The sequence below is a fragment of the Lactobacillus sp. ESL1191 genome (genome assembly GCF_058504435.1).
The window spans coordinates 410,350-436,099 of the sequence record NZ_CP196365.1 but is presented as its reverse complement, the minus strand read 5'-3'; the positions used below and the strand labels follow the sequence as shown (position 1 = coordinate 436,099).

At 44.1% G+C, this 25,750-nt stretch carries 28 protein-coding genes; 9 read left to right on the top strand and 19 right to left on the bottom strand.

Annotated features, from left to right (window positions below; translation table 11 throughout):
- Window positions 1–2: 2 nt before the first annotated feature.
- A complete protein-coding gene (locus tag ACSYSN_RS02405) occupies window positions 3–413 on the bottom strand; it encodes a PTS glucitol/sorbitol transporter subunit IIA (RefSeq protein ID WP_491712608.1) in 411 nt (136 codons plus the stop codon).
- A 111-nt stretch (window positions 414–524) separates the two neighbouring features.
- Between ACSYSN_RS02405 and ACSYSN_RS02400 the strand changes: the two genes are divergently transcribed.
- Window positions 525–1,559, top strand: a complete 1,035-nt coding sequence (locus tag ACSYSN_RS02400; protein ID WP_491712607.1) for a lactonase family protein — start codon at window positions 525–527, stop codon at window positions 1,557–1,559.
- 19 nt (window positions 1,560–1,578) lie between these two features.
- Here the strand turns inward: ACSYSN_RS02400 and ACSYSN_RS02395 are convergent, their stop codons facing one another.
- From ACSYSN_RS02395 to yjbM, 3 genes are read right to left on the bottom strand one after another with little or no spacing between them, the layout of a single operon-like run.
- Window positions 1,579–2,481 (bottom strand): RluA family pseudouridine synthase, encoded by a 903-nt coding sequence (locus tag ACSYSN_RS02395; RefSeq protein WP_491712606.1) that lies wholly within the window; start codon window positions 2,479–2,481, stop codon window positions 1,579–1,581.
- A complete protein-coding gene (locus tag ACSYSN_RS02390) occupies window positions 2,468–3,274 on the bottom strand; it encodes an NAD kinase (RefSeq protein ID WP_317637932.1) in 807 nt (268 codons plus the stop codon). Before ACSYSN_RS02390 ends, ACSYSN_RS02395 begins: the two co-directional genes overlap by 14 nt.
- Window positions 3,274–3,903 (bottom strand): GTP diphosphokinase, encoded by a 630-nt coding sequence (gene yjbM, locus ACSYSN_RS02385; protein ID WP_491712605.1) that lies wholly within the window; start codon window positions 3,901–3,903, stop codon window positions 3,274–3,276. The genes ACSYSN_RS02390 and yjbM overlap by 1 nt, the downstream gene beginning before the upstream one ends.
- A 390-nt stretch (window positions 3,904–4,293) precedes the next feature.
- Here yjbM and ACSYSN_RS02380 point away from each other — a divergent pair, with 390 nt between their 5' ends.
- Together ACSYSN_RS02380 and ACSYSN_RS02375 are read left to right on the top strand one after the other, a co-directional pair.
- Window positions 4,294–4,914, top strand: a complete 621-nt coding sequence (locus ACSYSN_RS02380) for a CYTH domain-containing protein (protein ID WP_491712604.1) — start codon at window positions 4,294–4,296, stop codon at window positions 4,912–4,914.
- Between the two features lie 81 nt (window positions 4,915–4,995).
- The gene (locus ACSYSN_RS02375; RefSeq protein ID WP_491712603.1) at window positions 4,996–5,628 is read left to right on the top strand and encodes a DsbA family protein; all 633 of its coding nucleotides are present in this window, start codon (window positions 4,996–4,998) and stop codon (window positions 5,626–5,628) included.
- On the opposite strand, the gene ACSYSN_RS02370 is transcribed toward ACSYSN_RS02375, so the two are convergent.
- The 6 genes from ACSYSN_RS02370 to ykzS all read right to left on the bottom strand — a co-directional run bounded on the left by ACSYSN_RS02370 (window position 5,606) and on the right by ykzS (window position 10,187).
- A complete protein-coding gene (locus ACSYSN_RS02370; RefSeq protein ID WP_491712602.1) occupies window positions 5,606–6,463 on the bottom strand; it encodes a competence protein CoiA family protein in 858 nt (285 codons plus the stop codon). The two genes, ACSYSN_RS02375 and ACSYSN_RS02370, sit on opposite strands and share 23 nt — an antisense overlap.
- A 54-nt stretch (window positions 6,464–6,517) precedes the next feature.
- Complete coding sequence (locus tag ACSYSN_RS02365; protein WP_491712601.1) at window positions 6,518–7,249, bottom strand: adaptor protein MecA; 732 nt, start codon at window positions 7,247–7,249, stop codon at window positions 6,518–6,520.
- 102 nt (window positions 7,250–7,351) lie between these two features.
- A complete protein-coding gene (gene spxA, locus ACSYSN_RS02360; RefSeq protein ID WP_317637926.1) occupies window positions 7,352–7,750 on the bottom strand; it encodes a transcriptional regulator SpxA in 399 nt (132 codons plus the stop codon).
- 144 nt (window positions 7,751–7,894) lie between these two features.
- Window positions 7,895–9,628 (bottom strand): phosphoenolpyruvate--protein phosphotransferase, encoded by a 1,734-nt coding sequence (gene ptsP, locus ACSYSN_RS02355; RefSeq protein ID WP_491712600.1) that lies wholly within the window; start codon window positions 9,626–9,628, stop codon window positions 7,895–7,897.
- Complete coding sequence (locus ACSYSN_RS02350; RefSeq protein ID WP_317637924.1) at window positions 9,628–9,894, bottom strand: phosphocarrier protein HPr; 267 nt, start codon at window positions 9,892–9,894, stop codon at window positions 9,628–9,630. The genes ptsP and ACSYSN_RS02350 overlap by 1 nt, the downstream gene beginning before the upstream one ends.
- Window positions 9,895–10,004: 110 nt before the next feature.
- Complete coding sequence (gene ykzS / locus ACSYSN_RS02345) at window positions 10,005–10,187, bottom strand: protein YkzS (protein WP_317637923.1); 183 nt, start codon at window positions 10,185–10,187, stop codon at window positions 10,005–10,007.
- Window positions 10,188–10,390: 203 nt separating this feature from the next.
- Between ykzS and ACSYSN_RS02340 the strand changes: the two genes are divergently transcribed.
- Window positions 10,391–12,583, top strand: a complete 2,193-nt coding sequence (locus ACSYSN_RS02340; protein ID WP_491712599.1) for an ATP-dependent Clp protease ATP-binding subunit — start codon at window positions 10,391–10,393, stop codon at window positions 12,581–12,583.
- Window positions 12,584–12,684: 101 nt separating this feature from the next.
- Window positions 12,685–12,966, top strand: a complete 282-nt coding sequence (locus ACSYSN_RS02335) for a DUF1827 family protein (protein ID WP_491712598.1) — start codon at window positions 12,685–12,687, stop codon at window positions 12,964–12,966.
- 44 nt (window positions 12,967–13,010) lie between these two features.
- Here the strand turns inward: ACSYSN_RS02335 and ACSYSN_RS02330 are convergent, their stop codons facing one another.
- Window positions 13,011–14,582, bottom strand: coding sequence for a peptide chain release factor 3 (locus ACSYSN_RS02330; protein ID WP_491712597.1), 1,572 nt, complete (start codon window positions 14,580–14,582; stop codon window positions 13,011–13,013).
- Window positions 14,582–15,451, bottom strand: coding sequence for a hemolysin family protein (locus ACSYSN_RS02325; RefSeq protein ID WP_491712596.1), 870 nt, complete (start codon window positions 15,449–15,451; stop codon window positions 14,582–14,584). The genes ACSYSN_RS02330 and ACSYSN_RS02325 overlap by 1 nt, the downstream gene beginning before the upstream one ends.
- A 100-nt stretch (window positions 15,452–15,551) precedes the next feature.
- Here ACSYSN_RS02325 and ACSYSN_RS02320 point away from each other — a divergent pair, with 100 nt between their 5' ends.
- Window positions 15,552–16,013: a hypothetical protein gene (locus ACSYSN_RS02320; protein WP_491712595.1), complete on the top strand. Its 462-nt coding sequence runs from the start codon at window positions 15,552–15,554 to the stop codon at window positions 16,011–16,013.
- On the opposite strand, the gene ACSYSN_RS02315 is transcribed toward ACSYSN_RS02320, so the two are convergent.
- Both ACSYSN_RS02315 and recX read right to left on the bottom strand, forming a co-directional pair.
- Entirely contained in the window at window positions 16,010–16,495 is a 486-nt protein-coding gene (locus ACSYSN_RS02315) for a hypothetical protein (RefSeq protein WP_491712594.1), read from the bottom strand. The two genes, ACSYSN_RS02320 and ACSYSN_RS02315, sit on opposite strands and share 4 nt — an antisense overlap.
- A gap of 9 nt (window positions 16,496–16,504) precedes the next feature.
- A complete protein-coding gene (recX, locus tag ACSYSN_RS02310) occupies window positions 16,505–17,320 on the bottom strand; it encodes a recombination regulator RecX (RefSeq protein WP_491712593.1) in 816 nt (271 codons plus the stop codon).
- Window positions 17,321–17,445: 125 nt separating this feature from the next.
- On the opposite strand from recX, the gene rlmD reads away from it, so the two are divergent.
- Window positions 17,446–18,822: a 23S rRNA (uracil(1939)-C(5))-methyltransferase RlmD gene (rlmD, locus tag ACSYSN_RS02305; RefSeq protein WP_491712592.1), complete on the top strand. Its 1,377-nt coding sequence runs from the start codon at window positions 17,446–17,448 to the stop codon at window positions 18,820–18,822.
- A gap of 41 nt (window positions 18,823–18,863) precedes the next feature.
- On the opposite strand, the gene ACSYSN_RS02300 is transcribed toward rlmD, so the two are convergent.
- Complete coding sequence (locus tag ACSYSN_RS02300; RefSeq protein ID WP_491712591.1) at window positions 18,864–19,811, bottom strand: alpha/beta hydrolase; 948 nt, start codon at window positions 19,809–19,811, stop codon at window positions 18,864–18,866.
- 69 nt (window positions 19,812–19,880) lie between these two features.
- On the opposite strand from ACSYSN_RS02300, the gene ACSYSN_RS02295 reads away from it, so the two are divergent.
- Window positions 19,881–20,165, top strand: a complete 285-nt coding sequence (locus ACSYSN_RS02295; RefSeq protein ID WP_491712590.1) for a hypothetical protein — start codon at window positions 19,881–19,883, stop codon at window positions 20,163–20,165.
- Between the two features lie 91 nt (window positions 20,166–20,256).
- A complete protein-coding gene (locus ACSYSN_RS02290; protein WP_491712589.1) occupies window positions 20,257–21,021 on the top strand; it encodes a MerR family transcriptional regulator in 765 nt (254 codons plus the stop codon).
- Between the two features lie 104 nt (window positions 21,022–21,125).
- On the opposite strand, the gene ACSYSN_RS02285 is transcribed toward ACSYSN_RS02290, so the two are convergent.
- From ACSYSN_RS02285 to galU, 4 genes are all read right to left on the bottom strand, one after another.
- Complete coding sequence (locus ACSYSN_RS02285; RefSeq protein ID WP_491712588.1) at window positions 21,126–22,289, bottom strand: hydroxymethylglutaryl-CoA synthase; 1,164 nt, start codon at window positions 22,287–22,289, stop codon at window positions 21,126–21,128.
- Window positions 22,289–23,500: a hydroxymethylglutaryl-CoA reductase gene (locus ACSYSN_RS02280; protein ID WP_491712587.1), complete on the bottom strand. Its 1,212-nt coding sequence runs from the start codon at window positions 23,498–23,500 to the stop codon at window positions 22,289–22,291. Before ACSYSN_RS02280 ends, ACSYSN_RS02285 begins: the two co-directional genes overlap by 1 nt.
- Window positions 23,501–24,652 (bottom strand): thiolase family protein, encoded by a 1,152-nt coding sequence (locus ACSYSN_RS02275; RefSeq protein ID WP_491712586.1) that lies wholly within the window; start codon window positions 24,650–24,652, stop codon window positions 23,501–23,503. It abuts the gene before it with no gap.
- A gap of 142 nt (window positions 24,653–24,794) precedes the next feature.
- Complete coding sequence (gene galU, locus ACSYSN_RS02270) at window positions 24,795–25,697, bottom strand: UTP--glucose-1-phosphate uridylyltransferase GalU (RefSeq protein WP_491712585.1); 903 nt, start codon at window positions 25,695–25,697, stop codon at window positions 24,795–24,797.
- Between the last annotated feature and the right edge of the window lie 53 nt (window positions 25,698–25,750).

Below are 25,750 nucleotides of genomic sequence, written 5' to 3'. Positions count from 1 at the left end.
AATTAAATATGTTCATAGCTAATAACATCGCCAAGGTTAAATGCAGGCCGTGGTTGACCACCCACACAATCCAGGTAAACAGCATCCGCTAACGGTTTAGAGGGCATTTTTACAGTAAAAATCAAAGTCAGGTGGCCCAGATATTTCATATTGTGCCTAACCATTTCACCCACGAACGTGGCCTTGTAGGTTTGACCAGCAACTGTAACTGTATCACCTTTTTGCAAAACAAAGGAACTCAAAAGCGAGTCATTGGTAAACTCTTGAATCACTGAAACGTTGACTAAGTCTTGCGGAACGGCTTTACCAAATAACAAAACCATTTCCTGATCACTCGCCCAGGCTTTTTGTCCAACTTTAATAATCGTTGCTATCCACTTCATCTGCTGCTCCTTAAGGACTAATTTTAGCATATCTCCAGCTGCTTAACTAATTTAAGCGTAGTTTTTCTTTTTTTAACTTAGTCAGTTTTGCATCATGCTATACTGTTAGAATAGAACTTTACCTAAACATGGAGGCTAATAATGAAATTATTGATTGGCGGCTACACCAAAAACACGAGTACAGGCATTTATGAATTGCCCGTGATCCCGACCCAAGATAAACCAGACTTGCAACTGGGACCAGCTAAAGCGGTCATCAAGCTGGGCGGACCAACATATTTTGTCCAGGATGGCAGCTTGCTCTTTACTATTAAGAATGCAGGTGACCAGGGCGGCATTGCCTCATACGAGTTAAGCCAGGGCAAATACCAAGCAAAAGATTCCTACCTAATAGCTGGTTCATCACCAGCATATATTGGTCTTAACCGCACTCAAAAGCTGCTTTATACAGCTAACTACCACACGGCAGTTTTAGCGGTCTTTGCCTATACCAGCAGCGGATCCTTGACCTTGCTTGACACGGTTACCCATACTGCCGACACCCTGGGGCCTCGTCCTGAACAAAGTGACGGTCCCCATCCCCATTACTTTGACCAAACACCTGCTGGCAACCTCGTTAGCTGCGACTTGGGTAATGATCGCGTCGATTTTTATCAACTACAAAACAACCATCTAGAGCACCGAGCTAGCTACCAAAATGAACCTGGATTTGGTAGTCGGCACCTTGTTTTCAGTCCTGATGGGGCCTATTTCTATGTTGTCGGCGAACTGGCAAGTAAGATTAACGTAGTCAAATTTAACGAGCAAGACTGGAGTTTTACTAATATTGCAACTTATTCCACCATTCCAGCTGACTTTACCGGGCACAATGGTGCCGCTGCCATCAAAATCAGCCGCGCGGGTGACTTCATTTACGTTTCAAATCGTGGCCATGACTCACTGACTGTTTTTGGAGTTAAGCAGGATCACACCTTGGAATTGCGGCAACGGATTGCAAGCTTTGGCCAATTCCCACGTGATTTTAACTGGGACCAGGACGAAAAATATGTCGTGGTCGCCAATCAAAATTCAAATAATGCCACGCTCTATCTACGTAATAGTGAAGATGGTTGCCTAACGCCATTACAAAAAGACGTCTCTGTTCCAGAAGGAACCCGGGTGCTTTTTGCAGAATAGACTAAGAGCAAGGGCTGTCTTATTGACAGCCCTTTTTTCTTTGTAAATTTTGCCATAACTGCTGCATATCACTGGCAGCTGGAATCTCCAGTTCCACCGGCTGGCCCGTGAATGGATCAGGAAAGGCTAGGTAAAAACAGTGCAATGCTTGCCGGTTAAACTCATCCGTGATGCCATACAATGGATCACCAAACAGCGGATGGTTCAAGTACTGCAGGTGTACCCGAATCTGGTGCGTTCGGCCGGTATAAAGCCGCAATTCAACCAAACTAACCCCGGGCAACTGGTCTAGCACGCGGTAAGCTGTAACTGCCTGTTTACCGTCGCTTTGAATCCCGCGCAACACTGCCGTTCCAACTCGTCCAATCGGTGCATCGACTATCCCGGTAGTTTTCCCGGCTGCAAAGTTACCATGCACGATCGCGTAGTATTTTTTCACGAAATCTGCTTTACTCAGCTTGCTAAATCGCGCATGGGCAATCGCATTTTTACCAATTAAGACGAGTCCCGAAGTATCCCGATCTAAGCGCGTCACTACATGGGGTTTGGCATCGGGCACCTTATTTTGAGCAAAGTAGCTAAGTACGCGATTGACCAAGGCATCGTCATCATAACGGGAAGGGATTGACAATAGACCCGCCGGCTTGTTAACCACTAGGTAGTTGGTATTTTCCGCAATGATTTCCACTTGGGCCGAGATCGGACGCAACCAGGGGTTAGTCTTCTCTTTTCCTGGTACAAAGATAACCTCATCCCCCTGCTGTAGTTGAAAACTAGTGTAGCGGCGTTTATGGTTGACTAGAAGCAGGCCCTGGTGGTTCTTAGCATCATTAATTGCCTGTTTGGAAAAACCATTTTTTACCAAAAAAGCCCCTAATTTTCTGGGCTTTTTATCCTGAACGACTAACTTATAAAGCGTCATCTTTGCCTCCAATAAAGGCATTTTGCACTCTCGACCAGAAGCGCGTATGACCAAACCGGTCAAATAAAATTGCCTGGTCTGAAATACGATAATTGATTTTCCGTGCATTACGCACGTCAATGCGGTTACCGTCTACCGTCATCACAAAGTGGTCCGCATTAGGTACCAGCGTAATCTGTTGGTCTGGAGCAATCACAATCGGCGCGGACAGGGTTCTAAACACGCGGTTATTGATTGAGGCGATTTCAGCCATCTGCAAGGCCTTTAAGCGGGGATGAATCACTGCTCCCCCAATTGACTTATTGTAGGCCGTTGACCCCGTTGGCGTAGAGACACACAAACCATCACCGCGGAAGTTTTCAAATAATTGATCATCAATATAAACGTTGGCTTCTAAGGTATGCGTCACTCGCTTGACTGCCGATTCATTCAAGGCCAAGAAGTGCCGCTTACCACCAGCTTCAGTAATCAATTCTACCTCAAGAAGTGGATAGGCAGCCGTCTCTGGCTGGCGTAAAAACAGGGCATCAACCATCTTGTCCACTTCATTACCCTGCCAATCGGTGTAAAAGCCCAAGTGACCGGTGTGGATACCAATAAAGCGAACTGAATTAACTTGCCGCTCATAGCGATGAAAGGCATTGATCAGGGTACCGTCACCACCAACCGTAATCACAATGTCTGGGTACTTGTCATCAAAGACGACCGCGTCTTTTGCTTGCAAGCGGCTTTTGAGGTGAGAGACCACTTTTAGCGTTTCTCCATTATTGTTGTGGGCAATTGCGATTCTCATTATTTTTCCTTACCCTTATTCTTAGTGAAAACCTTTTGGGCTTCCTGAACCTCATCCTTAATTAAAGACATTTCTTCATCCAGCTTATATGCTGTTTCCGCCGTCGACTTTAACCGCTGTGAAATATCGTCAGGATAGGAACCCTGATACTTGTAGTTTAAGGTATGTTCAACGGTCGCCCAAAAGTTCATCGCCAGGGTCCGAATCTGAATTTCAGCTAGCAACTTTTTGGGACCTTCGGGTAGGTAAACCGTATAAGAAATTACCATGTGATATGACCGGTACCCTGAAGGCTTAGCGTTTTGCACGTAATCGCGCTCTTCCACTACCTCCATGTCCTCACGATCATGGATCAAATCAACCACTTTATAAATATCATCGACGAATTGGCAAACAATTCTGATGCCCGCAATATCCTGCATGTCGGTTTCAATCACGTCCTGGTTAATAACCCGCCGCTGCATTTTTTCTTTAATCGAATCAACCGATTTTACCCGGCCAACCACGAATTCTATCGGTGAATGTTCACCCTTAGTTAAGAAGCTCTGCCGCAATGAGCGAAACTTGATTTTCAACTCACGAACAGCTTCAGCATAGGGCCATAAAAGATTATCCCAATCAATTTTCATAGAAATAATTCCTTTCTCAAACAGCATTCCCATTCTAACATAAAACCGATGATAGCAATTTCATTTAGCCCCAGACTTGACTCATGTATCTATGCCAGTATCCCTAAGCGCACGCAGCCTCAATCTGAGGATAATTAACGCCACTTTATTCTTGGCCGCGACCTCAATTGACTACCCAAGATTATGATAAACTGATTAATTTTGTCAAGTGCGCACCAGCCCCTTTAAGCTGCTTAACAACCGCTGCTAGCTAGGTTTTGAATTTCAAATGGGCTTTAAGTGAATTCTTTGCACAAACTTAATTTTTGACTATTATGACCCAAGTAGCACAAAATAGTAATGTTGTCGCAACTATATAGTAATTAAGTCTGACAGAAATTGGAGTGAATTATGACCCAAAGCAACGAAATTGAGGCCAAGGTGCTTTTGCCTGAAAAGACATATCATAAACTCTGCACTGCTTTTGCTCGTAAAAGTATGTTTAACCAAGCAAATTATTACTTTGACACCGCTAATGGCCTGCTTAAGACCAAGCGGATCAGCTGCCGGATTCGCCTGTTCAGCGACCGGGGTGAACAGACTTTAAAAGTTCCAAGCACTAACCCCACCCAGGAGAATTTTCATGAAGCGGTTGAAGTCACGGACGAGTTATCCTTTCAAGAGGCTACCAGCCTGGTTGAAAGATCTCAACATACCGGTTCACTTTCGTTCTCTAGAACGGTTGGGGAATACTTACGCCAGCATTTTGATCAAGCTAATCTACCCTTGCAGACCTTTAGCAAAACACACCGTACTTTGGTTAATGGTCCCCAAAATTGTGAACTTACCCTGGATGAAACACAATACCCCGATGGTTATACCGACTTTGAATTAGAAATTGAAAATACTGATCCGGGCCTAATTAAAATTGTTTTCCAGCAACTGCAAAAAACTTATGACTTTTCTACCGCTGACACCAAGATTAACCAAGCAAAAATTGCACGCGCTTTCAGGCATCGTGCTAAAATATGATTGTACGAGTATACAATTTTATTTTGTTAAACAGACGTTTGACAAAACAACTTGTCCCGTCAACTATGGAGGAATCTAGTCATGTTTGAGATTTTTATCTTTGTTAATCCAATCGGTATTTACTGCTATGATACAGAAGTCTCAATTAAAACAGCGATTGACGACCTAGATATCAATTCAACCTTGCATTTTGTCCCGATTACCAATGTTAGCGTAATCAAGGAAGATATTATTAGACGAAAAAAAGAGCGCCAGCGGATGAAAGATCTGTCGCAGTATACAATGGCATCATTTCAAGCTCTGCGCGACTACCATGCGATTAAGTTTATCTATGGCAACAAAAAAGCCAGGTCATACCTGCTTAGCTTTCAACAAGCAGTTAGTCGTGACTTTAATCATTACACTAGAAACCTCGCCCGCCAAGTCGCGTTTAACCTTGATTTGGATTATGACAAGATTATTGATTCCAAAATCAAAGGTTACGTTGATGATTCAATTCAGCAAGACAAAAACTTGGCTCGCAAGTTCAATGTCCGCAACATCCCAACCACGATTATTTTTAACGAAAGCGGTAACTATAACGGTATCTTGCTTGAAGGTGCCGTCGCCCACGACAAGTTAATTACCTTGCTTAAAAACACCGGCTGTATTGAACCGGCAGCAGAAGACCAAGAAGATAGCTATTCAACCATCAGTCATCTGCGCTTAATCTGAAATAACTAGCGGCATTATCAGTGGCGGTCACACAGCGCAATGTCCTAAAGACCCACTGCGGTAAATCATCGACGGTCAGCTGCATTTGATACAACTTGGAAGCAATTTCCAGTCCTTTAAGGCTTTTCTGGGTTATTTGTCTATTTAAATACTGTTTTTGGGCAAGGGGGTTTACCGAATAGCCTTTTAATTTCGGCTTAAACTGCCACAACTTAGTCAACCCCTGACCGCTTAAGCTAAAGGTGGCCAGCTGGTAGTGCAGGCGGTTAGTCAAAGGCTCAAGCATGACATTGTACTTTAAGCGGATACACCTTTGAAATGGGGCAATTTCTAAATAATAATCTTGCCACAGCTGATTTGTTCGAAAATAAATCAGCTGTGTTTTTTTGAGTTGATGGCGAAGGTAATGCTGCTGGCCCACCAACCAAATATCTAACACACCACTTTTTTTATACAAGTTATGCCGGTGCTGGAATTCCGTCTGGCTTAACGGAGCACACTGGATCTCAAAGGCCAGATTTGAACTAGCCCGAATATCTGAGCGCAGTTGTCCAGCTGCCAGTGTAACTTCAGTCGCAGCCGCAAAATGTGCCTCCGTTAGCGCTAATTGAAGTAATTTCTTGCTTAAGGCATGCTCTTCCCGTTCATTCTGCTGGTTAGTAAAACGAGCTAAATGCTTGAAATAGGCCGTCTTAGACCCGACCACTAACCGTACTTCTTTTTGACAGTGCGGACAAAAATAGTGCTGCGCTGCGGCCAACCTGCTTTCATCCCGACTTTTGCTAGCCATTGTGACCGCTGTTACTAGTTCATTATTTAGCAGTGCTGCATACAAAAAATCACCCTCGATTAAGTACGCAAAAAGGCAAGTTTTACCTTGCCTTTTTCCTTAATGCTTAATTTTACCAAAATAATGCCGCAACTGATCCAGCGCACTGTGTTCAATCAGGCACTTACCCGTCAGCTTAATCCGAGCCAGTTCACTTTGTCTGATTTTCAATCCATATTCATTAGCAATTGCCCAAGCATCAACTGGCTTGAGTTCTGTATAATTCTCATCATTAAAAACCAAATCAAGGAAAAATTGCCCATTTTCAAAGTAAAGACTGGAGGAAAGATCGCGAGCTTGCAAGCTTTCTGCTAGTTCCGTAACTGTACCCAGGTCAGCGAAGCAGTATGCCTGCTTCCTTGGTGCTTTTTTACTGGTGCCCTGCTTCTTGTGCGGTTGATCGTCAGATTTGTCCTCAGACTGAGCATCCTCAGCCTGCTCGTCTGCTTCATCCTCATCTGCTAGATCCATAAATGACGTCCTCCGTGAATCCTGACCGCCTGCACTGCTATCTTCGCCATCAAGTAATTGTGCCAAGCTATCACGATCTTTAGCAGATACCTTAGTAATCAGCAAATCAAGGCCACCACTATTTGGCATCACCTGAAAAGTAACCGGCGCTTCTTGGCTAAAAGTATGATCTGTATCAATTTCATCCAAAATTGAATAGAAGAAATGCTGTATTTTGTTTTTATCGCCCAGCAAATCTAACACTTTTAAGCCACGTCTAGCTAGCTCATTCTTATCTATACGAACGCGAATAGTGTTTTCGTTAATATGATCTACCTGCATGAAATCTCACCTCCATCAGTTTCTCTTATCTATTGTAGCCCATTTCACCTGTAAAATAAAAGCGTTAGTCTAAACTAACACTTTTTTGTAAATCTTTATTAATTATAAGTCAGCAATCTTTTGCATTTCTTCAAGCTCAAGTCGCCGAACCTTTCTTGGCAGAAAACGTCTAATTTCGTCTTCATTATAGCCAACTTGTAGGCGTCGGTCATCCATGATAATTGGTCGTCTCAACAAACTAGGGTTCTTTTCGACCAAATTAAGCAGTTGATCGATTGATAAATTATCAAGGTTAACTTTTAACTGTTGAAATGCTCTGGAACGCGTAGAAATAATTTCCTCAGTGCCGTTTTCAGTCATCCGCAGTATTTGAATTAGTTCATCCTTTGTCAGTGGTTCTGAAAAAATATTTCTTTCTTTAAAAGCAATATCATGCTTCTTTAACCACGCCTTGGCTTTCCGACATGAGGTACAACTTGGAGATATATATAAATTTACCATATATTTCACGCTCCTTTGAACATTTTTTTCTTACTGTGAACATTGTAACACAATGCTTCTTTTTTGTAAGTGATTTTTGCAAATAATTCATTTCTTTGCACTTATTTAAAAAAAGCACATCAACTTTCGTTAACGTGCTTTTTATCATTTATCTACTTTAGCCATTAAGTCACTAACTAACTTTTCGTTCTCTTCAGCTGTTTTAGATTCAAAACAAGCCTGGTTAGCCAATTCCTTAATTTCATTAGTATCAAGTTTTTTCATTAAACTTCTAATCCGTAAGATTGAAGTTGCACTCATTGAGTACTCATCTAATCCCATTGCTAATAGAATTGGGAACATCGTGCTATCACCGGCAGCTTCGCCGCACATGCCACACCAAATACCATTGTCATGAGCTGCGTCAATTGTGTTCTTGATTAACCGCAAGACAGCTGGATTGGACGGTTGGTACAGGTAAGAAACGTTGTCATTACCACGATCAGCAGCCATTGAGTATTGGATCAGGTCATTAGTACCAATGGAGAAAAAGTCAACTTCCTTGGCAAATTGATCAGCCAAGACTGCAGCAGCTGGAACTTCAATCATCATTCCTACTTGCAGGTCACTGCCAACACTTATACCTTGACTAGTCAGCTGGTCTCTTTCTTCATTTAAGATTGACTTAGCTTTGCGCAATTCATTCAGTGTACCAATCATTGGGAACATAATTCCTAGACTACCATAAGCAGACGCTCTCAGCAGTGCACGCAGCTGCGTCCGAAAAATCTCTTCGTTCTGTAAAGATAACCTGATGGCCCGAACGCCTAAAAATGGGTTCATTTCATCTGGCAAATCCCAGTAATCCAAGTGCTTGTCGCCACCGATGTCCATGGTTCTGATGATAACTTGTTTGCCATGCATGCCTTCGATAACTTTTTTATAAGCATCATATTGCGCATCTTCAGTAGGAAAGTCCTTAGAATCCATGTACAAGAACTCTGTCCGGTACAAGCCGACTGCTTCTGCACCATTCTCGTTCACGCCTGCCATATCGTTAGGCGTACCAATATTGGCAGCAATCGTAAACTTCTTGCCATCTGCAGTCACTGACGGTTCATTCTTTAGCTTCTGCCATTCAGCCTTCTGCTTTAAGAATGTGTCGCTCTTCTGCTGGTAATCAGAAATCTGCTCCTTACTTGGATCAATAACTGCATCCCCACTTAAACCATCAACCACCAAAGTGTCACCATTTTGAACATCCTTAGTAATTGAGTCAGTCCCTACAACGGCTGGCAATTCAAGTGAGCGAGCCATAATGGCAGAGTGCGCTGTCCGGCCACCAATATCAGTCACGAAGCCTTTAACAAATTGCTTGTTCAATTGAGCGGTGTCACTTGGAGTCAAGTCATGGGCCACAACTACTACTTCATGGTCGATGGCCGCTGGATTAGGCAATTCTTTGCCGAGCAAGTGCGCCATAATCCGCTTCGAAACATCACGAACGTCCGCTGCACGTTGTTGCATGTAAGCATTATCGGTCATACCTTCAAAAATGCTAATGAACTTTTGAGCAGTTTCGTCAAGCGCAGCTTCACTGTTAATCTTTTGTTCCTTAATTTCATTTTCAATGGCACCCGTAAATTCAGGGTCATTCAAAATCATCAGGTGCGCTTCAAAAACTTGAGCTTCTTCCTCGCCTAGACTCTGCTTGGCATCATCACGGATTTTTTCAACTTCGGCCGTTGACACTGAAATTGCATCCTTGTAGCGGGCTACTTCACTTTCAACATCACTGACATTAGTTTTTGAAAACGAAAGATCGGGTTCTACCAAGAGATATGCTGGAGCTACAGCAATACCATCACTGGCAGCAATTCCTTTTAATGTCTTGGTCATTATTCAGCCAATCCCTCTTTTTTCATGGTTTCGGAAATTGTCTCAATTGCATCCTTCTCATCATCACCGTCGGCACTGATTGTAACATCAGCATTCTTACCAACGCCAAGTGACATCACACCCATGATTGATTTCAGGTTGACTGACTTGCCATTGTATTCCAAGTTGATGTCTGAACCGAACTTAGAAGCAGCCTGGACCAAAAGGGTTGCTGGACGAGCATGAATACCTGTTTCTGCAATGACATGAAAATCGCGTTTTTCCATTATATATCTCCTTTAAATTGAAAAAATCAAACCGGTAGTATTTACCTATTCGAGTATTAGATTATCATTTTTTTGTGAATTAAACAACAAAAATGTAACAGTTTACATCATCAAAGTTCAGTCTTTGACTGCGAATACAGTATTTTTCCACCCCGTAAGGCCCTACCGGTTATATTCTGCCGTTTGCCAAATGTTCTTAAAGCAGCCTGGAAGGCAAAGGCCTCTTCTGGTTTGACTTCATAATGATCAAGTTCACCAGTCGCAAGCTGCTCCAGAATTATTCGGTAATCCAAATATACCACCATTTCTTTCTTACTAAAACTAACTTCTACCGGCTTTAGCAAATTTTGGTTAGTTTGCTCAGCTGTATTCTATCACACCAGTGCTACTAGATGATGCTTACAAAAAATAAGTTCCAAGTTTTAGCACTTGATTATTGGGAGTGCTAATTATATAATTTAATAAACATAACTTGAAGTGAAAGGCGGTAATTTAATTGCTTTGTCAAAATTGTCAAAAGCGGCCTGCATCCATCCATCTTTTTGCTAAGGTGAATGGCCAGAGCCGTGAAATCAGCTTATGTGGACAATGTTATCAAGAATTGAAACAACAAGGAAATATCAATATGAACAACGACAACAACGGGTTCTTTGGTGACTTTAACGACCTCTTTAATAGTTTTAATAACGGAAATACTGGCAACAATCCCAATGGACCACAAATGAGTAACGGCAGTGGTAATAACGCTGGTGGCGGGCGCTCACTGCTTGATCAGTTTGGGACAGACCTAACTGCTATGGCCAAAAAGGGCAAGATTGACCCAGTTATTGGCCGAGACAAGGAAATCGCTCGTGTAATCGAAATTTTAAATCGTCGAACCAAGAACAATCCGGTCCTAATTGGTGAAGCTGGTGTTGGTAAAACAGCAGTCGTTGAAGGACTCGCCCAACAAATTGTTGATGGCTCAGTGCCAGCCAAATTACAAGACAAGCGGATTATTTCACTTAACGTAGTCTCGTTAGTCCAAGGTACCGGAATTCGCGGGCAATTTGAACAACGGATGCAGCAGTTAATCAAAGAATTGCAAAGTCATGATGATATCATTTTATTTATTGATGAAATCCATGAGATTGTAGGCGCGGGCAACGCTGAAGGCGGTATGGACGCCGGTAATATCATTAAACCAGCGCTAGCTCGCGGTGATTTGCAACTAGTTGGTGCGACCACCCTGAAGGAATATCGTGAAATCGAAAAAGATTCAGCGCTAGCACGACGGTTCCAGCCAGTTGATGTGAAAGAGCCCTCAATTGCAGAAACCATTAAAATTTTAAAGGGTATCCAAAAGCGCTACGAAGGCTACCATCATGTTCACTACACCGATGACGCCATTAAGGCGGCAGCTGAATTATCTGAGCGCTACATCCAGGACCGGTTTTTACCGGATAAGGCAATTGACCTGCTCGACGAAGCAGGCTCACGGATGAACCTAACCATTCCTTACGTCGACAAAGAAAAGATGAAAGAGCGAATTGAGGCAGCGCAACAGTTAAAGCAAGAATCACTTAAAAATGAGGATTACGAAAAAGCGGCCTATTACCGGGACCAAATTGAAAAGTATAGTGAGATGAAGGACCAAAAGGTTGATCCTGATAAATCGCCGATCATCACTGACAAAATTATGAACAAGATTGTTGAAGAAAAAACGGGTATTCCGGTTGGTGACTTGCAAAAGCAAGAAGAAAACCAATTGCAAAACCTTGCACCTAATCTGAAGGCCCATGTGATTGGTCAGAGTAAGGCAGTGGACAAGGTCGCACGGGCCATCCGGCGTAACCGGATCGGCTTCAACAAGTCAGGTAGACCGATTGGTTCCTTCCTCTTTGTTGGACCAACCGGAGTCGGTAAGACTGAACTAGCCAAACAACTAGCCCAGCAAATGTTTGGCTCAGAGAATGCCTTAATTCGCTTCGACATGTCTGAATACATGGAATCTTACTCAGTCTCCAAGTTAATTGGCTCTGCACCAGGATACGTGGGCTACGAGGAAGCTGGACAATTAACCGAACGCGTTCGCCGCAACCCTTACAGCCTAATTTTGCTAGATGAAATTGAAAAAGCCGACCCATCTGTCATGAACCTCTTCTTACAGATTTTGGATGATGGTCGACTAACCGACTCCCAAGGACGGACGGTTTCCTTCAAGGATACAATCATTATTATGACTTCTAATGCCGGGCAAGATATCAAACAGGCCAGCGTCGGCTTTGCGTCCGAAAGCAGCAATAAGAAAGCAGATTCGGCTAGAAGTTCAATGAGTCAATTCTTTAAGCCAGAGTTTTTAAACCGCCTGGATGAAGTAATTGAATTCAACGAACTAACTAAGGATGACCTGGTTCAAATCGTTGACCTAATGCTTGAAGAGGTTAACAACATGGTCAAAACCCAGGGCCTGCAAATCACCGTAACAAGCGATGCTAAGCAGAAGCTGGTCGAAGAAGGCTACAACCCAGCAATGGGTGCACGCCCACTGCGGCGTACTATTCAAGAAGAAATCGAAGACAAGGTAGCCGATTTCAAGCTTGACCACCTAGCCGCTAAGAATCTTTTAGCCAGCGTCAAAGATGACCAAATCGTTATCAGTGAACCCGCACCGGTTACCTCGCCCGTTGAAAGTGAAGAACCACGCTAAGTAGAACAAATTTACGTTAAGAATGATTTATTAAAGAAAAATTTCCCCATTAGCGGTATACTAAACTATGAAAGAACTACTAAAAGAAACGGGTGAAATCCATGCATTTGATCGATGTAACCAATAGTTATAGGGAATTAGTTCACAGCCAGTTAAATACAACCAATGTCAACTACGTCAAGGTATACTCCTTGGGTAATACCTCCGTCATTTATACTGAAAGTGACGAGGCGATTGGCATTGTACTGGAGAATCATGATCGCCGCATTCGCAAGGAAGAGACTAACTTTGTTATTGAACGGTTGATTAAAGAAAAGAATCCAGCATATGAGTTAATTGCTGATAAAAGCCAACACGTCATTGAAATTCACATTGATAAGTGATAAGTAACCAAAAAGACTGGCATGAAGCCAGTCTTTTTGGTTACTTATAATTTTTCAGTCAATTTCACTTCCGGATACTTGTCCTGGAAAAAGCGCTCTGCAAATTGGTTTTCAAAGAGGAATAGTGGTTGGTCATAGCGGTCCTTGACCAGCAGGTTGCGGCTGTTTGACATCGCCGGATCAAGCTGGTCGGGATCAATCCACCGAGCCACCCGATGGCCGATGCTGGTCATCTCAACATCTGAATTGTATTCGTTCTTCATCCTGAACTTGAATACTTCAAACTGTAATTGGCCAACAGCGCCCAGGATATACTCATCGGTCTGGTAGTTACGGTAGAGCTGGATTGCACCCTCTTGAACCAACTGGTTCATCCCCTTGTGGAAAGACTTTTGCTTCATCACATTCTTAGCCGTTACCCGCACAAACAATTCTGGCGTAAATTCTGGCAGCGGCGGATAAACAATCTTGCGCTTACCCGCGTAAATACTATCGCCGATTTGAAAGTTACCCGTGTCATATAGTCCGACAATGTCTCCGGCAACGGCATCAGTTACCTGAACACGCTCGCTGGACATAAACTCAGTCGCATTGTTCAAGCGAATCGGCTTACCGGTTCTTGCCAAAGTAACGTCAAGCCCCCGTTTAAACTCGCCACTACCAACCCTAATAAAGGCAATCCGGTCGCGGTGGTGAGGATTCATGTTGGCTTGGATTTTAAAAACAAAACCGGAAAACTCTGCATCTTCCGCACTAAGCTCTTCACCTTCATTAATCGTATGGCTAGCTGGAGCAGGCGCTAATTGGACGAAACTCTTCAAAAAAGTTTCAACCCCAAAATTAGTCAGGGCTGATCCAAAGAAGACTGGAGTTTGGTCTCCCTTGGCGATTTTGCCTTGATCAAAGCTATTACCAGCTTCCTTGATCAGCTCTATTTCACCCAAGGTGTCCTGGAATTCAGGATTTTGACTAAAAGGTTCAGTGGCTGGTAACAAGCCCGCTTGATCCAGCGGTAAAAACCGGTCTTCCCCCTCCTGGTGGTATAACTCGACCTGGTTATTAGCGAGGTCATAGAGACCTTTGAGCGTCTGACCCGATCCAATCGGCCAGTTCATCGCTATCCCCTCAATGCCCAACAAGTCTTCTAATTCAGCAATCAGATCGAGCGGAGGCCGCCCGTCGCGATCAAGTTTATTCATAAAAGTAAAAATTGGAATACCGCGTTGCTTGACCACCTTAAAAAGTTTCTTAGTCTGCGGCTCAATACCCTTGGCCGCATCAATTACCATCACTGCCGCATCAACTGCCATCAGTGTTCGGTAGGTATCTTCCGAAAAATCTTCGTGCCCCGGCGTATCGAGAATATTGATTCTCTTGCCCTGATATTCAAACTGCATTACCGAACTGGTAACAGAAATGCCACGTTGCTTTTCAATTTCCATCCAATCACTAGTGGCGTAGTGGCCGGTTTTACGGGCTTTAACCGTACCAGCACTGCGAATTACACCACCAAAAAGCAGCATTTGCTCCGTAATCGTTGTTTTCCCCGCATCGGGGTGGGAAATGATTGCAAATGTTCTGCGCTTGTTAACCTTGTCTAAAAGTCCGTCACTCATTAACTACCTTGCTCTTCTTCCTTATCTGCTGATTGAGGGATTGTCAATAAAACCGTCAGCAGTCTTGATCTAATCATTCTTCGCGTAGTCAAAACCATCCCATTAGCCAGTTTAACCGATAATTTTTCACCCTTGGCCGGAATAATGCCTAATTTAGTAATCACATATCCTGCAATTGTATCAACATTCTCCATTTCGAGATTGGTCCCAAACTGCTCGTTAAAGTCATCAAGCGTCATTTTACCATAAATTACAAACTTATCTGGTGCGAGCTTTTTAACCAGTACTTCAGCACGGTCAACTTCATCATCAATATTGCCCACAATTTCTTCGATCAAATCCTCAATTGTAGCCAGCCCAACGACACCGCCATACTCATCCGTTAAAACGGCTAGTTGCTGCTGCGTCTGCTGCATTTCCACCAAAAGCTCGCTAAGTTCTGTGGTTTCAGGAGCAAACAAGGGCGGATTCATCACATCATCGTAGTCCAAATGCTTAAAGCCTTTCTCCCAGGCCTTGCGCAGTACAGTTCGAATATGGATGACACCAACAATCTTATCTTTATCATGTTGGTAAACCGGGATCCGTGAGTATGGTTCGCGCAAAATCTCTTCCAGATTGCTTTGTAAGCTATCACCACAATCAACCATAAAGGCATCAATTCGGGGCACCATCACCTCTCGAACCATCCGTCCCTGGAAATCCAAAACTGCATTTAACATCGAGTATTCGCTGTCGTTAATCTGTTGGTGATTATGCAAGTCCTTAATTTCTTCAGTTAACTGCTCTTTGGTTTCTTCATCGCTTGCAGGGGAAAGTTTATTTTTGAAACGTTCTAATAAACTCCCCTTAGCAGGGTCGCTAGGCATAATTTTTGCTCTCTTTCTTAAAAAACAACTTAAGTATCTAACATTATATCATGTACTTAACCGTTATGTTAGAATAGCAGGTAAGAAAAGAGGTTCAGTCATGAAAAAAAGTCACGTCCTGCTGGTCTTTACATTTTTATTGCTAATTCCCTATATCTGTAGCCTGACAATCATAGGTATTGGCTACGATGCCCTGGTTTTACACTCTGCTGATCTCTTCCGCACAACAGTTGGGGCAGCAGTTGGAGCGTTAATCATGTTCGCCATCAAGGCAACTATTCAGCGGCCGGTTGACTTGCTTGCAGTAGAAGTTGATGATGGTGTGCTCAAACAATTGTTGCGCTTTTTCAGCATTAGACGACGGCTCATGATTCAAGTTGCTAACTTCTTGTTGGACTTTATGCTCTGCTTTGCAGCCACCTTCGTAGTTCGGTCCTTCCTCACTTTGGACCAGATTGTTGGTCAATCTGTTGGCGTGGTCTTTTTGATTATGCTCTTGTCGACCTGTCTGGGTGCCTATGTTGAATATGACAACCTATCAATTGATCCTAAACAACACTAATTTACCTCGCTGGCATCAAGATATAACATCTGGGCCAGTTTTTTTGTAGCCAAATTTAGGTCCTGGACAATATAAGGCGTTTGGCTATCACCGGGATTCTCATATACTTGAATACCATTACTGCTAATTTTTGCTAAAAATGCTGGCAAAACTTGGTTGAGCGGCTGATTCAGACTAGCAAGCCCTGCCGCATCGCTTTCAACCAGCGCAACCTCAGCTGGTGGCAACGCAAACCGCATCAAGCCCTGCGGACATTTGACCTCATCAGATACCAAGACGCCATACCAATACATAAAGTTCTCCAAGCCAAAAACCAACATACTACTTCGCTTTGTTTCTAGGTGGTGGTCAGCCAAGAATTGCTGGAAGACTGGATCTTGTTCTAGCTCTAAATTACACCTGGTAAAGGTCTTTTGCTCGTCCATTAACTGATCGGCAAAGGGCCGGCCAATAAAGTTGGCCTTTTCTAGTGACTTCTTCATAAAATTCTCCTAATAATCTGCTAATTCAGCTAGTGGAATAACTTCACCAGCCAAGAATGAATCAATTTCTCCACTGCTAAAGCCATGTGTATAAAGGTAATTGCGCATCTTGCTCTTGCGCTCACCTTCGGGCAAACGACGAAAGCGTTTATAAGCTTTTACCCCTTGCTTTTTTAAGGCTTCGGCCTGGTCAGCATCGCCTGCCTGCAAGTCCACTTCGGCAATCACCATGCTAGCCAACGGTCCAGAAAAGCCATGACTCATCAACTTGGTACGCATTTTTCGTTCAAGCTCACGCTGAGCAATCCTCCCCACCTTACTCTTCATCGACTTGAGCACTCGCAGACCGGGCTCTAGCCACTCTTCATCCTCGATTGCAGCTAATTCTGCCTGAACAAGCTCTGGATCAACGCCCTTCAGAGTCAACTTGCGACTGACTCCGAGTGGTCCATCCGTGCCGATCCGCAGGTCCTGCTTAAGTGCTAGCTTAACATACTTACGGTCATCCAAGAAGCCCATTTCACTGAGCTGGACAACTGCATTTTGTGCCGCTTGATCATCAATCTCATGCTTGCCCAAATATTGCAAAACTTCAAAAATGGTTCGCGGCTCATAACTAAGAAATTTTGAAGCTAGATTAGTTGCCCGGGCATCCGCATCAAATTGCTTGATCTCGGCAACCTTGGCGGTACTGACTGCTTGTCCCTTTAAGAGCACGAACTCTGCTACGGTTTGCTCACTGGCCGAAAAAGCATACTGGTCGTCCAAAAAGATGTTATAGCGACCTGGCCGCTTTTGACTGCTAACTTTCGTAATAATTGGCATCTTGTTCCACCTTTCTATCTACTTACTTATATGCTAGCAAATTTACTTCATTCTTGCTAAAAACTTTTCCTGGGTAGTACAATAAACTGTTATCAGTTAACCATTTATTTGTAGAAAGAAAAATTATGAAAGAAAAATTCAACTCGCAAAGTCACCAAGAGAAAGACGTTATTATTACGATTAAACGGATTGGCATCAATGGCGAAGGCATTGGTTACTACCGCAAAAAAATCATCTTTATTCCCGGCGCATTGCCGGAGGAAGTTGTTGTCGCCAAAATCACCGCCGAATTCCCCCACCACCTGCAGGGTGAATTAATTCGCATCAAAGCAAAAAGTCCGCACCGGGTAGCTTTTCCGCAGGGCGTCGATCCCGCAGTGGGAGGGCTAGAACTGGCACATTTATCCTATCCGCAACAATTAGAATTCAAACGTGATAACGTGTTAGCTGCACTTAGCAAGTACCATCCCCGCGGTTTTAACAAGTATAAGGTTAAAAAAACCATCCCTGCTCCGGATCAGTGGCACTACCGCAACAAGGCGCAATATCAGATTGAACAGGATCATGGCGCAACTATACTAGGCTTATTTGCACCTAATTCGCACAAGCTATATGACCTGCCGGTGATGCCAACCCAGAGCAAAGCCACTCAAGCAACAGAACTCGCGATTAAAGACCTTGCAGCGCAACTCCGCGTCCCAATCGCCGACCCCTTCCGTCACCTTGATGGTCTCAAGACAATTGTCGTGCGCCAGGCCCAGGCCACGAAAGAAATTCAGGTCACGCTCATCACAGTTGGTCACCAAATCACCAATTTACCAAATCTAGCTCAGAAAATAATGAAGCTAGCCAATGTGGTCAGCGTTTACCAAAACGAAACAGACTGGCGTAATCCGCAGGTTTGGGGCAATAAGACTGCAAAGTTGCTTGGTAAAAATCAAATCATTGATGAAATTTTGGGTAAAAAATTCGCACTATCGCCACGGGCCTTTTTTCAATTGAATCCGGTGCAAACTGCTACCCTTTATACCAAGGCACTTAAATTTTTAGACCTTAGTCCAGAAGACACCTTAATCGATGCCTATAGCGGAGTTGGTACCCTCGGGATACTTGCCGCAGACCAAGTAAAGCAGGTCATCGGCATTGAAACCATTCCAGATGCGGTGGCTGATGCTCAACATAATGTTGAACTAAACCGCATCAAAAATGCTAACTATATTCAGGGAAGTGTTGAAAAAGTTTTACCTGAATTGGTCAACAATGGTGTACCAATTGATGCCCTGATTGTTGATCCGCCTCGAACTGGCCTAGCTAAAAGCCTGATTAAGACCTTGTTCAAGGTTAAACCACGCACCTTTGTTTATATCTCCTGTAACCCTTCAACACTGGCTCAAGACCTTGTTTTACTCAGTGAAATTTACAATGTCCGTTTAATCGAAAACGTTGACATGTTACCGCAAACGCCGCGCTGCGAATGTGTGGTCAAGCTTACCTTAAGATAACAAAAAAGTTGTTGCCAATTGCAACAACTTTTTTACTATTATTATTTAAGATACTTGGACAAGAAAGTAGCTATTCGCTTCCGATATTCCTTAGGATGATCAGCAAAAGACTTGGCATGTTTGGAACCTGGCGCCACCCAAATTTCCTTGGGACCTTTGCTGGCTCGATAATTTTGGTAAACCATTGTCGTTGGAACAAAGTTGTCACGACCACCATGGATAAACAGCATCGGCCGGTGATTTTTTTGCAGTTGCTTAATACTAGAAGCATCCCCCATCAAGTAGCCCACCTTGAGCCGGTTGATGCCACTGAGTATTTCAACTAACGGAAAACGAGGAATCAGTGGTAGGCTGTATAGTTCTTTAGCTTCATGCTCAATTTCGTCCTTGACACTGGTGTAGCCGCAGTCTTCAATCAAGGCTTTGACCTGCTGGGGTAAGTTAAGCCCACTCACCATCATGGTCGTGGCCCCGCCCATACTCAAGCCGAAAACCACAATTTGCTGCTGGCGGCCTGTCTTCTGCAATAAAAAGTCGATCCACTTTTTAATATCATCCTTTTCAACCCAGCCGTAGCCAATATACTTTCCTCCACTTTCACCTTGGGCCTGGGGATCGGGCGTTAGAGTATTGTACCCTAACTCGTGAAAGAGTGCATCGTATGTACCCATGTCTTCTTTTCGGTCCATGTAACCGGGTAAAATTACGGCGGTCCTACGTGACCCAGCACTTGGAATATAGTTGGCCACGAGCTCGTACTTATGGTTAGCTGACCTAATCCGATACTTTTGCTTGGCTGTCCGTTTAAACCAACTTTTCTCGCGGTAGAGCGGATCAGACTTCTTGATGGTCTTGCTTTCAGAACTCAAGAAGCTCTTTTCACCTGGCACACAAGCAACCTGAAAAAAATAATAGCCTGCTCCAACTAGTGCTACGCCAAGCACCAGCACAACTGTAATTAGTGCAAGCCACAGCTTTTTATGTTTCAATTGGTAAAACCACCTTTTTATAATTTGGTATTAATAGTATCACACTTTAATTTCATATAGGATATAATTATGCGACTGACGGATTTTTTACAGTTAACCAATGACTTAAACAAGCAGACTACCCTCTATCTGACACTTGCTGACCGGGTCCGACCACTAACCAGCTTAAAAATTTCCAGTAGGGCCTGTATTTTGTATCCAGGGACCAGTCCAATGACGCTAACCAAGTTGACGCAACTAGTCAAAAATTTGCACGACCGCAACCTCCCCCTAGCTATTCAAGGCGAAGGTGAACAAGTGCCGGTATACGGTATTCAAATTAGGCCAGAAAGCAACTCTATTAGATTAACATAAAAAAGCGTTGCCAGACGCTTTTTTATTTTTTACTTGACCTTGACCTTACGACAAAGCTTATACTTTGCCCTGCAAGTGAGGAGAATTAACCATGCAATATTCAATCGCAGAATTAGCCAAACTAGCTGGAGTATCAACCAGAACCTTACGATTCTACGATAAAAAGGGGCTCTTACCAGCGCGCCGCGATCCCCAAAATAATTATCGTTATTACCAAGAAACCGAGGTAAATCAACTGCAAAAAATTTTATTTTTACGGTTATTTGACTTATCACTAGCCCAAATAAAACAGGTTTTGCAAGATTCTGAAGATGTCCAGTACCAGATGCTGAAGCGTCAACGCCAAAAGATCATTACTGAGCAACAGCGGTTAGCGAATTTGTTAGTTAATTTAGATAAAACACTTGCAAGAATGAAAGGAGTCTCAAAAATGACTGATACAGAAAAATTTGCTGCCTTTAAAACTAAGGCAGTTGAACAGAACGAACTGCAATACGGCCAGGAATTACGAGCCAAGTACAGCGAGCAAACAATTGCAGATACTTACCGCAAATTTACATCATTAACGGAGAACGAAATGACCCACTTAGAGGCAATTACACAGCAAATATTAACCGAACTTGAGCCGCTGGTTGGTACTAGTGACCTGGCTCAACCAGCCGCAAAACATCTTTTTGACTTGCACCAAAAATTTTTACAAATGTCATGGCCAGCAGGTAATTATTCACCTGCAGCCCACAAAAACTTAGCCGCCATGTATACTTGCGATGCCCGGTTTAAACAATATTATGAAACAGGTACCGGTAAACAGAACGCTGCTCAGACATTAAAAGAAATCATCGACTACTATGCCTAGTTGCCACTTACTAAGCCAGCAAGCCCGACGTGCTTAACGTAACATAAAAGCCACAATAATCATTGTGGCTTTTATGTTATGGTGCTAGTGGTCAATTGATTTTATTATTTCTGCTTATATTGGCGAACATGATCCTTGCAGCCAGCAAAGTACCAGTAGCCCTCTTCCTCATCACTAACCAGTTCCACGTTATCTGCCGGCTGGCGTAGGGCCTCATTAAACAAGTGCTCATATTCAGCCACGCTCACCTTTTGACGCCGCTGCAGCAGCGCCAGGTCTTTTTCAGGATTCAAGTGGTCAGTATAGCCAGCAACCACCTGGCCGGCATAAAATTCTCCCATTGCGCCCGATCCATAGGAAAATAGGCCAACCAGATCGTCCGCTTTTAACTGGCCATTTTCCAACAGACTAAGCAAACTCAAATATAGCGAGGCGGTGTAAATATTCCCAACTTCACGACTATAGACTGCAGAAGCGGTAAAACTTTGCTCCAGGCGCTTCACTATTGCCGTATCTTGCTGGTCAACTGCCAACCGATTGGCCTTATAGCCCATCTTGGTAAAGGGTAGATGATAAATCAGCGCCGCAAAGTCACTTGTCTGCTTCTGGGTCTGTCTTTGATAATCGGCAAAGGTCCGCTTGAAGAAGTCTAAGTAAACTTCAGTCGAATACTTGCCGTCAACCAAGGCTACCAGTGAGTCGTTAGGACGCCAAAAATCATTGATATCGCTGCTGCATGCACTATGATCGGCACCAATAGTTAAGATACCAGGATTAGCCTTGATCAAGACACTAACACTGCCCGCTCCCTGGGTAACTTCACCACTTGTACCAAGGCCATAGCGCGCCAAGTCGCTCCCAATCACAATTGCGCTCCGCTGCGGGTGCAAACGCACATAATCACAGGCAATCATCATGCCAGCCGTCATGCCAAAGCAGGCCTCCTTAATTTCAAAGGTACGCACTTCAGGCGACAATTTTAAGGCACTCTTGACAAATAACGAGGCGGATTTAGACTGATCAACCCCGCTTTCAGTTCCCATAATAAGCAAATCAACCGTCTTCATATCAACCTGATTTGCATATCTGAGCGTTGCATTAATCCCCATTGACACAGCGTCCTGAGTTTGATCGGCAAGACTCATCTGACTTTGCCCAATCCCATTCAGGTACTTGTTGGGATCGTCCCCTCGAGCTTGTGCGAGTTCTGTCATATCAACATACTTATTTGGTGTATAAAAACCGATTCGATCAATTCCGACCTGCATTATTTTTCCTCTCTTATCTGTTTCAACACTGCTTCAGCAGCAGACTGCGTATAAATGCGCTTAGCAACCAGTTCTTTCACCAATTGCGCTCTTTCCGCCTGATTGTCTGTCAGACTGGCTGCAATATTTCGAGCCTGCAATTTCATGTGTCCCGCTTGAATACCAGCAGTTGCAATTGCGTGCAAGGCAGCCAAGTTGTTGGCCAAGCCAATAGCCGCCATGACACCTGCCAATTCACTGCTAGTAATACCCTGGCCTAAGATCTGGTAATTTTCCTGGACATCTTTTCTGGCATTGATTGAACCGCCAACCGTTCCAATTGCCAGTGGGACTACTAATTGACCGACTAACAGATCACCTTCTAGCCACCATTTACTTAAGCTACCGTACTTACCGTGGTGACTGGCCCAGACTCCGCAAGCAGCCTCGACGGCTCGGGTATCATTGCCAGTTGCTAGTAACACCGCATCAATCCCGTTCATAATGCCCTTATTATTGGTAACTGCCCGGTAAGGATCATCCTGGCTTAGTTGACTCAGGAGAGCAATACGCTTGGCTGTTGCAATTCCGCCCACCGTTTTCACTTTCAGGCTGACTTCTGCCTTGGTAAACTGGCTGGGGTAATTGGACAAGATAGCAAATAACTTGCTCACGACTCCGGCGTAATCTGCCAATTTCAGAGCAAGATACTCCAAGATTGCGTTAGCGCGATTAGCACCCATCGCTTCAGCTGGATCGATCAGCACTTTAAGGTAGACCAAGTCGCCCTGGTGGTGGACAGTGATGGTTCGCACGCCGCCCCCATGTCTGACTAAACTAGCGAAGTGGTCATTAGTCTGAGCAATTAGGTCTGGAAAGGCTTGCTCTAAGTCAGCGACTTTAAAATTCTCATCCACCTGTAAAATTACTTGTCCGTAAATTCCATCTCGATAAGCCACTGCCTCAACGCCGCCCCCGCAAGCAAAGAGACTGGCACCGTGGTTGGCCGCAGCCACAACGGAAGTTTCTTCAGTTGCCATCGGGACTATGTAATTACGACCGTTAACCACTATTTGGGGCACTATTCCAACCGGTAACCGTAACTGCCCTACCACATTTTCACTCAAGTGGTCGAGCTCGTGCAAAATGGCCGGGTCTATTTCGTCGAGCTTGATGCCTCGTTCCGCTAGCCAAGCTCGCCTTTGCGCGGGACTTAATTCATAGAATTTCATCTACCTAGCGTCCAACAACTCGCAGGCAATTGCTTGGCCGCCGCCGATACACAAGGTGACTAACGCCTGGTGTCCATCCCGTTGGGCCATTGCGTTGACTGCTGTCCCGACCAAGCGCGTACCCGTAGCTGCCAGCGGATGCCCCAGTGCGATTGCTCCGCCAAATATGTTCAGGCGTTCCCTTGGTATTGCTAATTCCTTGACCAAAGCTACGCTCGGGGCAGCAAAGGCCTCGTTAACTTCAATTACATCATAATCGGTAATCTGTTTACTGGTTTGCTTGAGCAATTTTTTAACCGCAAAATATGGTCCAAAACCCATGTACGCTGGGTCTATCCCGGACTCGGCAAAAGCGCCAAGGCGTGCCAAGGGCTTTAGGCCTAACTCCTTAACCTTTGCTGCACTCGCCAGAATTACCATGCTGGCACCATCACTTAAGGGCGATGCATTGCCAGCTGTCACTAGTCCGTCTTCCTTAAACACCGGCTTCAACTTGCCCAGTGCTGCTAAACTGGTATCCGCACGAATATTTTCATCCTGCTGCACTATTTTTCCCTCGTGCTTAACCGGAATAAGTTCTTGGGCAAAAGCCTGTTGTTGAACAGCTGCGACTGCCTTTTGATGTGACAGCAGGCTATATTCATCCATTTCAGCCCGCGTTATCTGGTATTTAGCGGCGACATGCTCCGCAGTCAAACCCATGTGTTGTCCTGAAAAGGCATCTCTTAAGCCGTTATCAATCATTTCACTGTGGGTGGCCGGCGCGTTTTTAGCGGCTGCATAATAAGCTGCATTAGTCATGCTCTCAGCCCCGCCAACCGCAACCAGGTCAAAGTCACCCAGCTCCATCTGGCCCTGGGCCAGACGGAGGGCCTTCAGGCTAGAACCGCAGACCTCATTAACGGTAACGCTGCTGGTGGTTGCCTTCATTCCTGCACCTAAGGCAACTTGTCTGGCCATATTTTGCCCCAGCTTCGCACTCAGCACATTACCCATAAAGAGGGCGTCAAGTTCACTAGCATCTAGTCCAATGCTTTTTAATGTTTCTGTCAAGGCCAACTCACCTAAACTAGTAGCATTTTGCTTGGCCCACAGACCACGAAAACGGCCAAACGGAGTGCGTTTAGTAGCAACAATAAAAATATCTTTCATTAAATTTTCTCCTCGCACAAAGAGTCACATTACTAGATACATACTACCTAATTTTATTAAGTCAAGGTAGTAATTATGCCGACATTAAGAAAAAATTTACCCTAAAAAAGAAGCCGCATCACTGCAGCTTCTAAAATGCTAACTATTTGTTATTTTTCTCTGGTTTATCCGCCAGTCGTTGGCTCAGGGCCATAATATATTGCCGGAGGGCATCCTTGGTCTCCGAGTGCTTCAAGCCATATTCAATCGAAGTTTCAAGGTAGCTTTCTTTGTTCCCAACATCGTGACGTGTACCCTCAAAAACATGGGCAAAAACACGCTGGGTCTTGTTCATTGTATCAATTGCGTCTGTCAATTGAATTTCACCACCCTGGTCTGGCTGTTGTTCATTCAAAATCGCAAAAATTTCCGGGGTCAACAGGTAACGGCCAATAATTGCGTAGTCACTCGGTGCCTTGTCCACTGCCGGCTTTTCAACAAAGGACTTAACATTAATAAGGCCTGGCATAATTTCACTTTCAGGTTCGATTACCCCATACTTAGAAACCTCTTCGTGGGGTACCGGCATCACGGCAACTGTAGATGCATGAGTTTCATCATACCGATTAATTAGCTGCTTAGTTAAAGGCACCTTATCCATCATCAAGTCGTCACCCAGCATTACAACAAAGGGCTCATCGCCCACAAAACTGCGCCCGCGGGCAATTGCATCACCCAAGCCAGCTGGATAGGGCTGTCTCGTGTAGTAGATATTAATCCCTAAATGGGTAATATCTTGTGACATTTTCAACAGGTTAGTCTTACCCTTTTCCTGTAAGTTTTGTTCAAGTTCCGGATTGGAATCGAAATGATCCTCAATCGGTCGCTTATTTTTGCCAGTAACAATTAAAATATCTTCAATTCCTGACTTTTTAGCCTCTTCAACAATAAATTGAATTGTCGGCTTATCCACTATCGGCAACATTTCTTTAGGCATTGCCTTGGTAACGGGCATAAACCGCGTACCAAGACCAGCTGCTGGAATAATGGCTTTTCTTACTTTCATACCTCTACACGCTTTCTAATCACAATTTAAATCCTAATATACCAAATTAATTA

Coding starts and splice junctions, on each gene's coding strand:
- galU (WP_491712585.1), bottom strand. CDS start 25,697: ATGAAAGTAAGAAAAGCCATTATTCCAGCAGCTGGTCTTGGTACGCGG.
- ACSYSN_RS02295 (WP_491712590.1), top strand. CDS start 19,881: ATGCGACTGACGGATTTTTTACAGTTAACCAATGACTTAAACAAGCAG.
- ACSYSN_RS02320 (WP_491712595.1), top strand. CDS start 15,552: ATGAAAAAAAGTCACGTCCTGCTGGTCTTTACATTTTTATTGCTAATT.
- ptsP (WP_491712600.1), bottom strand. CDS start 9,628: ATGACCAAGACATTAAAAGGAATTGCTGCCAGTGATGGTATTGCTGTA.
- ACSYSN_RS02400 (WP_491712607.1), top strand. CDS start 525: ATGAAATTATTGATTGGCGGCTACACCAAAAACACGAGTACAGGCATT.
- ACSYSN_RS02285 (WP_491712588.1), bottom strand. CDS start 22,289: ATGCAGGTCGGAATTGATCGAATCGGTTTTTATACACCAAATAAGTAT.
- ACSYSN_RS02275 (WP_491712586.1), bottom strand. CDS start 24,652: ATGAAAGATATTTTTATTGTTGCTACTAAACGCACTCCGTTTGGCCGT.
- ACSYSN_RS02375 (WP_491712603.1), top strand. CDS start 4,996: ATGTTTGAGATTTTTATCTTTGTTAATCCAATCGGTATTTACTGCTAT.
- ACSYSN_RS02335 (WP_491712598.1), top strand. CDS start 12,685: ATGCATTTGATCGATGTAACCAATAGTTATAGGGAATTAGTTCACAGC.
- ACSYSN_RS02280 (WP_491712587.1), bottom strand. CDS start 23,500: ATGAAATTCTATGAATTAAGTCCCGCGCAAAGGCGAGCTTGGCTAGCG.
- ACSYSN_RS02290 (WP_491712589.1), top strand. CDS start 20,257: ATGCAATATTCAATCGCAGAATTAGCCAAACTAGCTGGAGTATCAACC.
- rlmD (WP_491712592.1), top strand. CDS start 17,446: ATGAAAGAAAAATTCAACTCGCAAAGTCACCAAGAGAAAGACGTTATT.
- ACSYSN_RS02395 (WP_491712606.1), bottom strand. CDS start 2,481: ATGACGCTTTATAAGTTAGTCGTTCAGGATAAAAAGCCCAGAAAATTA.
- yjbM (WP_491712605.1), bottom strand. CDS start 3,903: ATGAAAATTGATTGGGATAATCTTTTATGGCCCTATGCTGAAGCTGTT.
- ACSYSN_RS02380 (WP_491712604.1), top strand. CDS start 4,294: ATGACCCAAAGCAACGAAATTGAGGCCAAGGTGCTTTTGCCTGAAAAG.
- ACSYSN_RS02330 (WP_491712597.1), bottom strand. CDS start 14,582: ATGAGTGACGGACTTTTAGACAAGGTTAACAAGCGCAGAACATTTGCA.
- ACSYSN_RS02315 (WP_491712594.1), bottom strand. CDS start 16,495: ATGAAGAAGTCACTAGAAAAGGCCAACTTTATTGGCCGGCCCTTTGCC.
- ACSYSN_RS02365 (WP_491712601.1), bottom strand. CDS start 7,249: ATGCAGGTAGATCATATTAACGAAAACACTATTCGCGTTCGTATAGAT.
- ACSYSN_RS02350 (WP_317637924.1), bottom strand. CDS start 9,894: ATGGAAAAACGCGATTTTCATGTCATTGCAGAAACAGGTATTCATGCT.
- ACSYSN_RS02325 (WP_491712596.1), bottom strand. CDS start 15,451: ATGCCTAGCGACCCTGCTAAGGGGAGTTTATTAGAACGTTTCAAAAAT.
- recX (WP_491712593.1), bottom strand. CDS start 17,320: ATGCCAATTATTACGAAAGTTAGCAGTCAAAAGCGGCCAGGTCGCTAT.
- ACSYSN_RS02390 (WP_317637932.1), bottom strand. CDS start 3,274: ATGAGAATCGCAATTGCCCACAACAATAATGGAGAAACGCTAAAAGTG.
- ACSYSN_RS02405 (WP_491712608.1), bottom strand. CDS start 413: ATGCTAAAATTAGTCCTTAAGGAGCAGCAGATGAAGTGGATAGCAACG.
- spxA (WP_317637926.1), bottom strand. CDS start 7,750: ATGGTAAATTTATATATATCTCCAAGTTGTACCTCATGTCGGAAAGCC.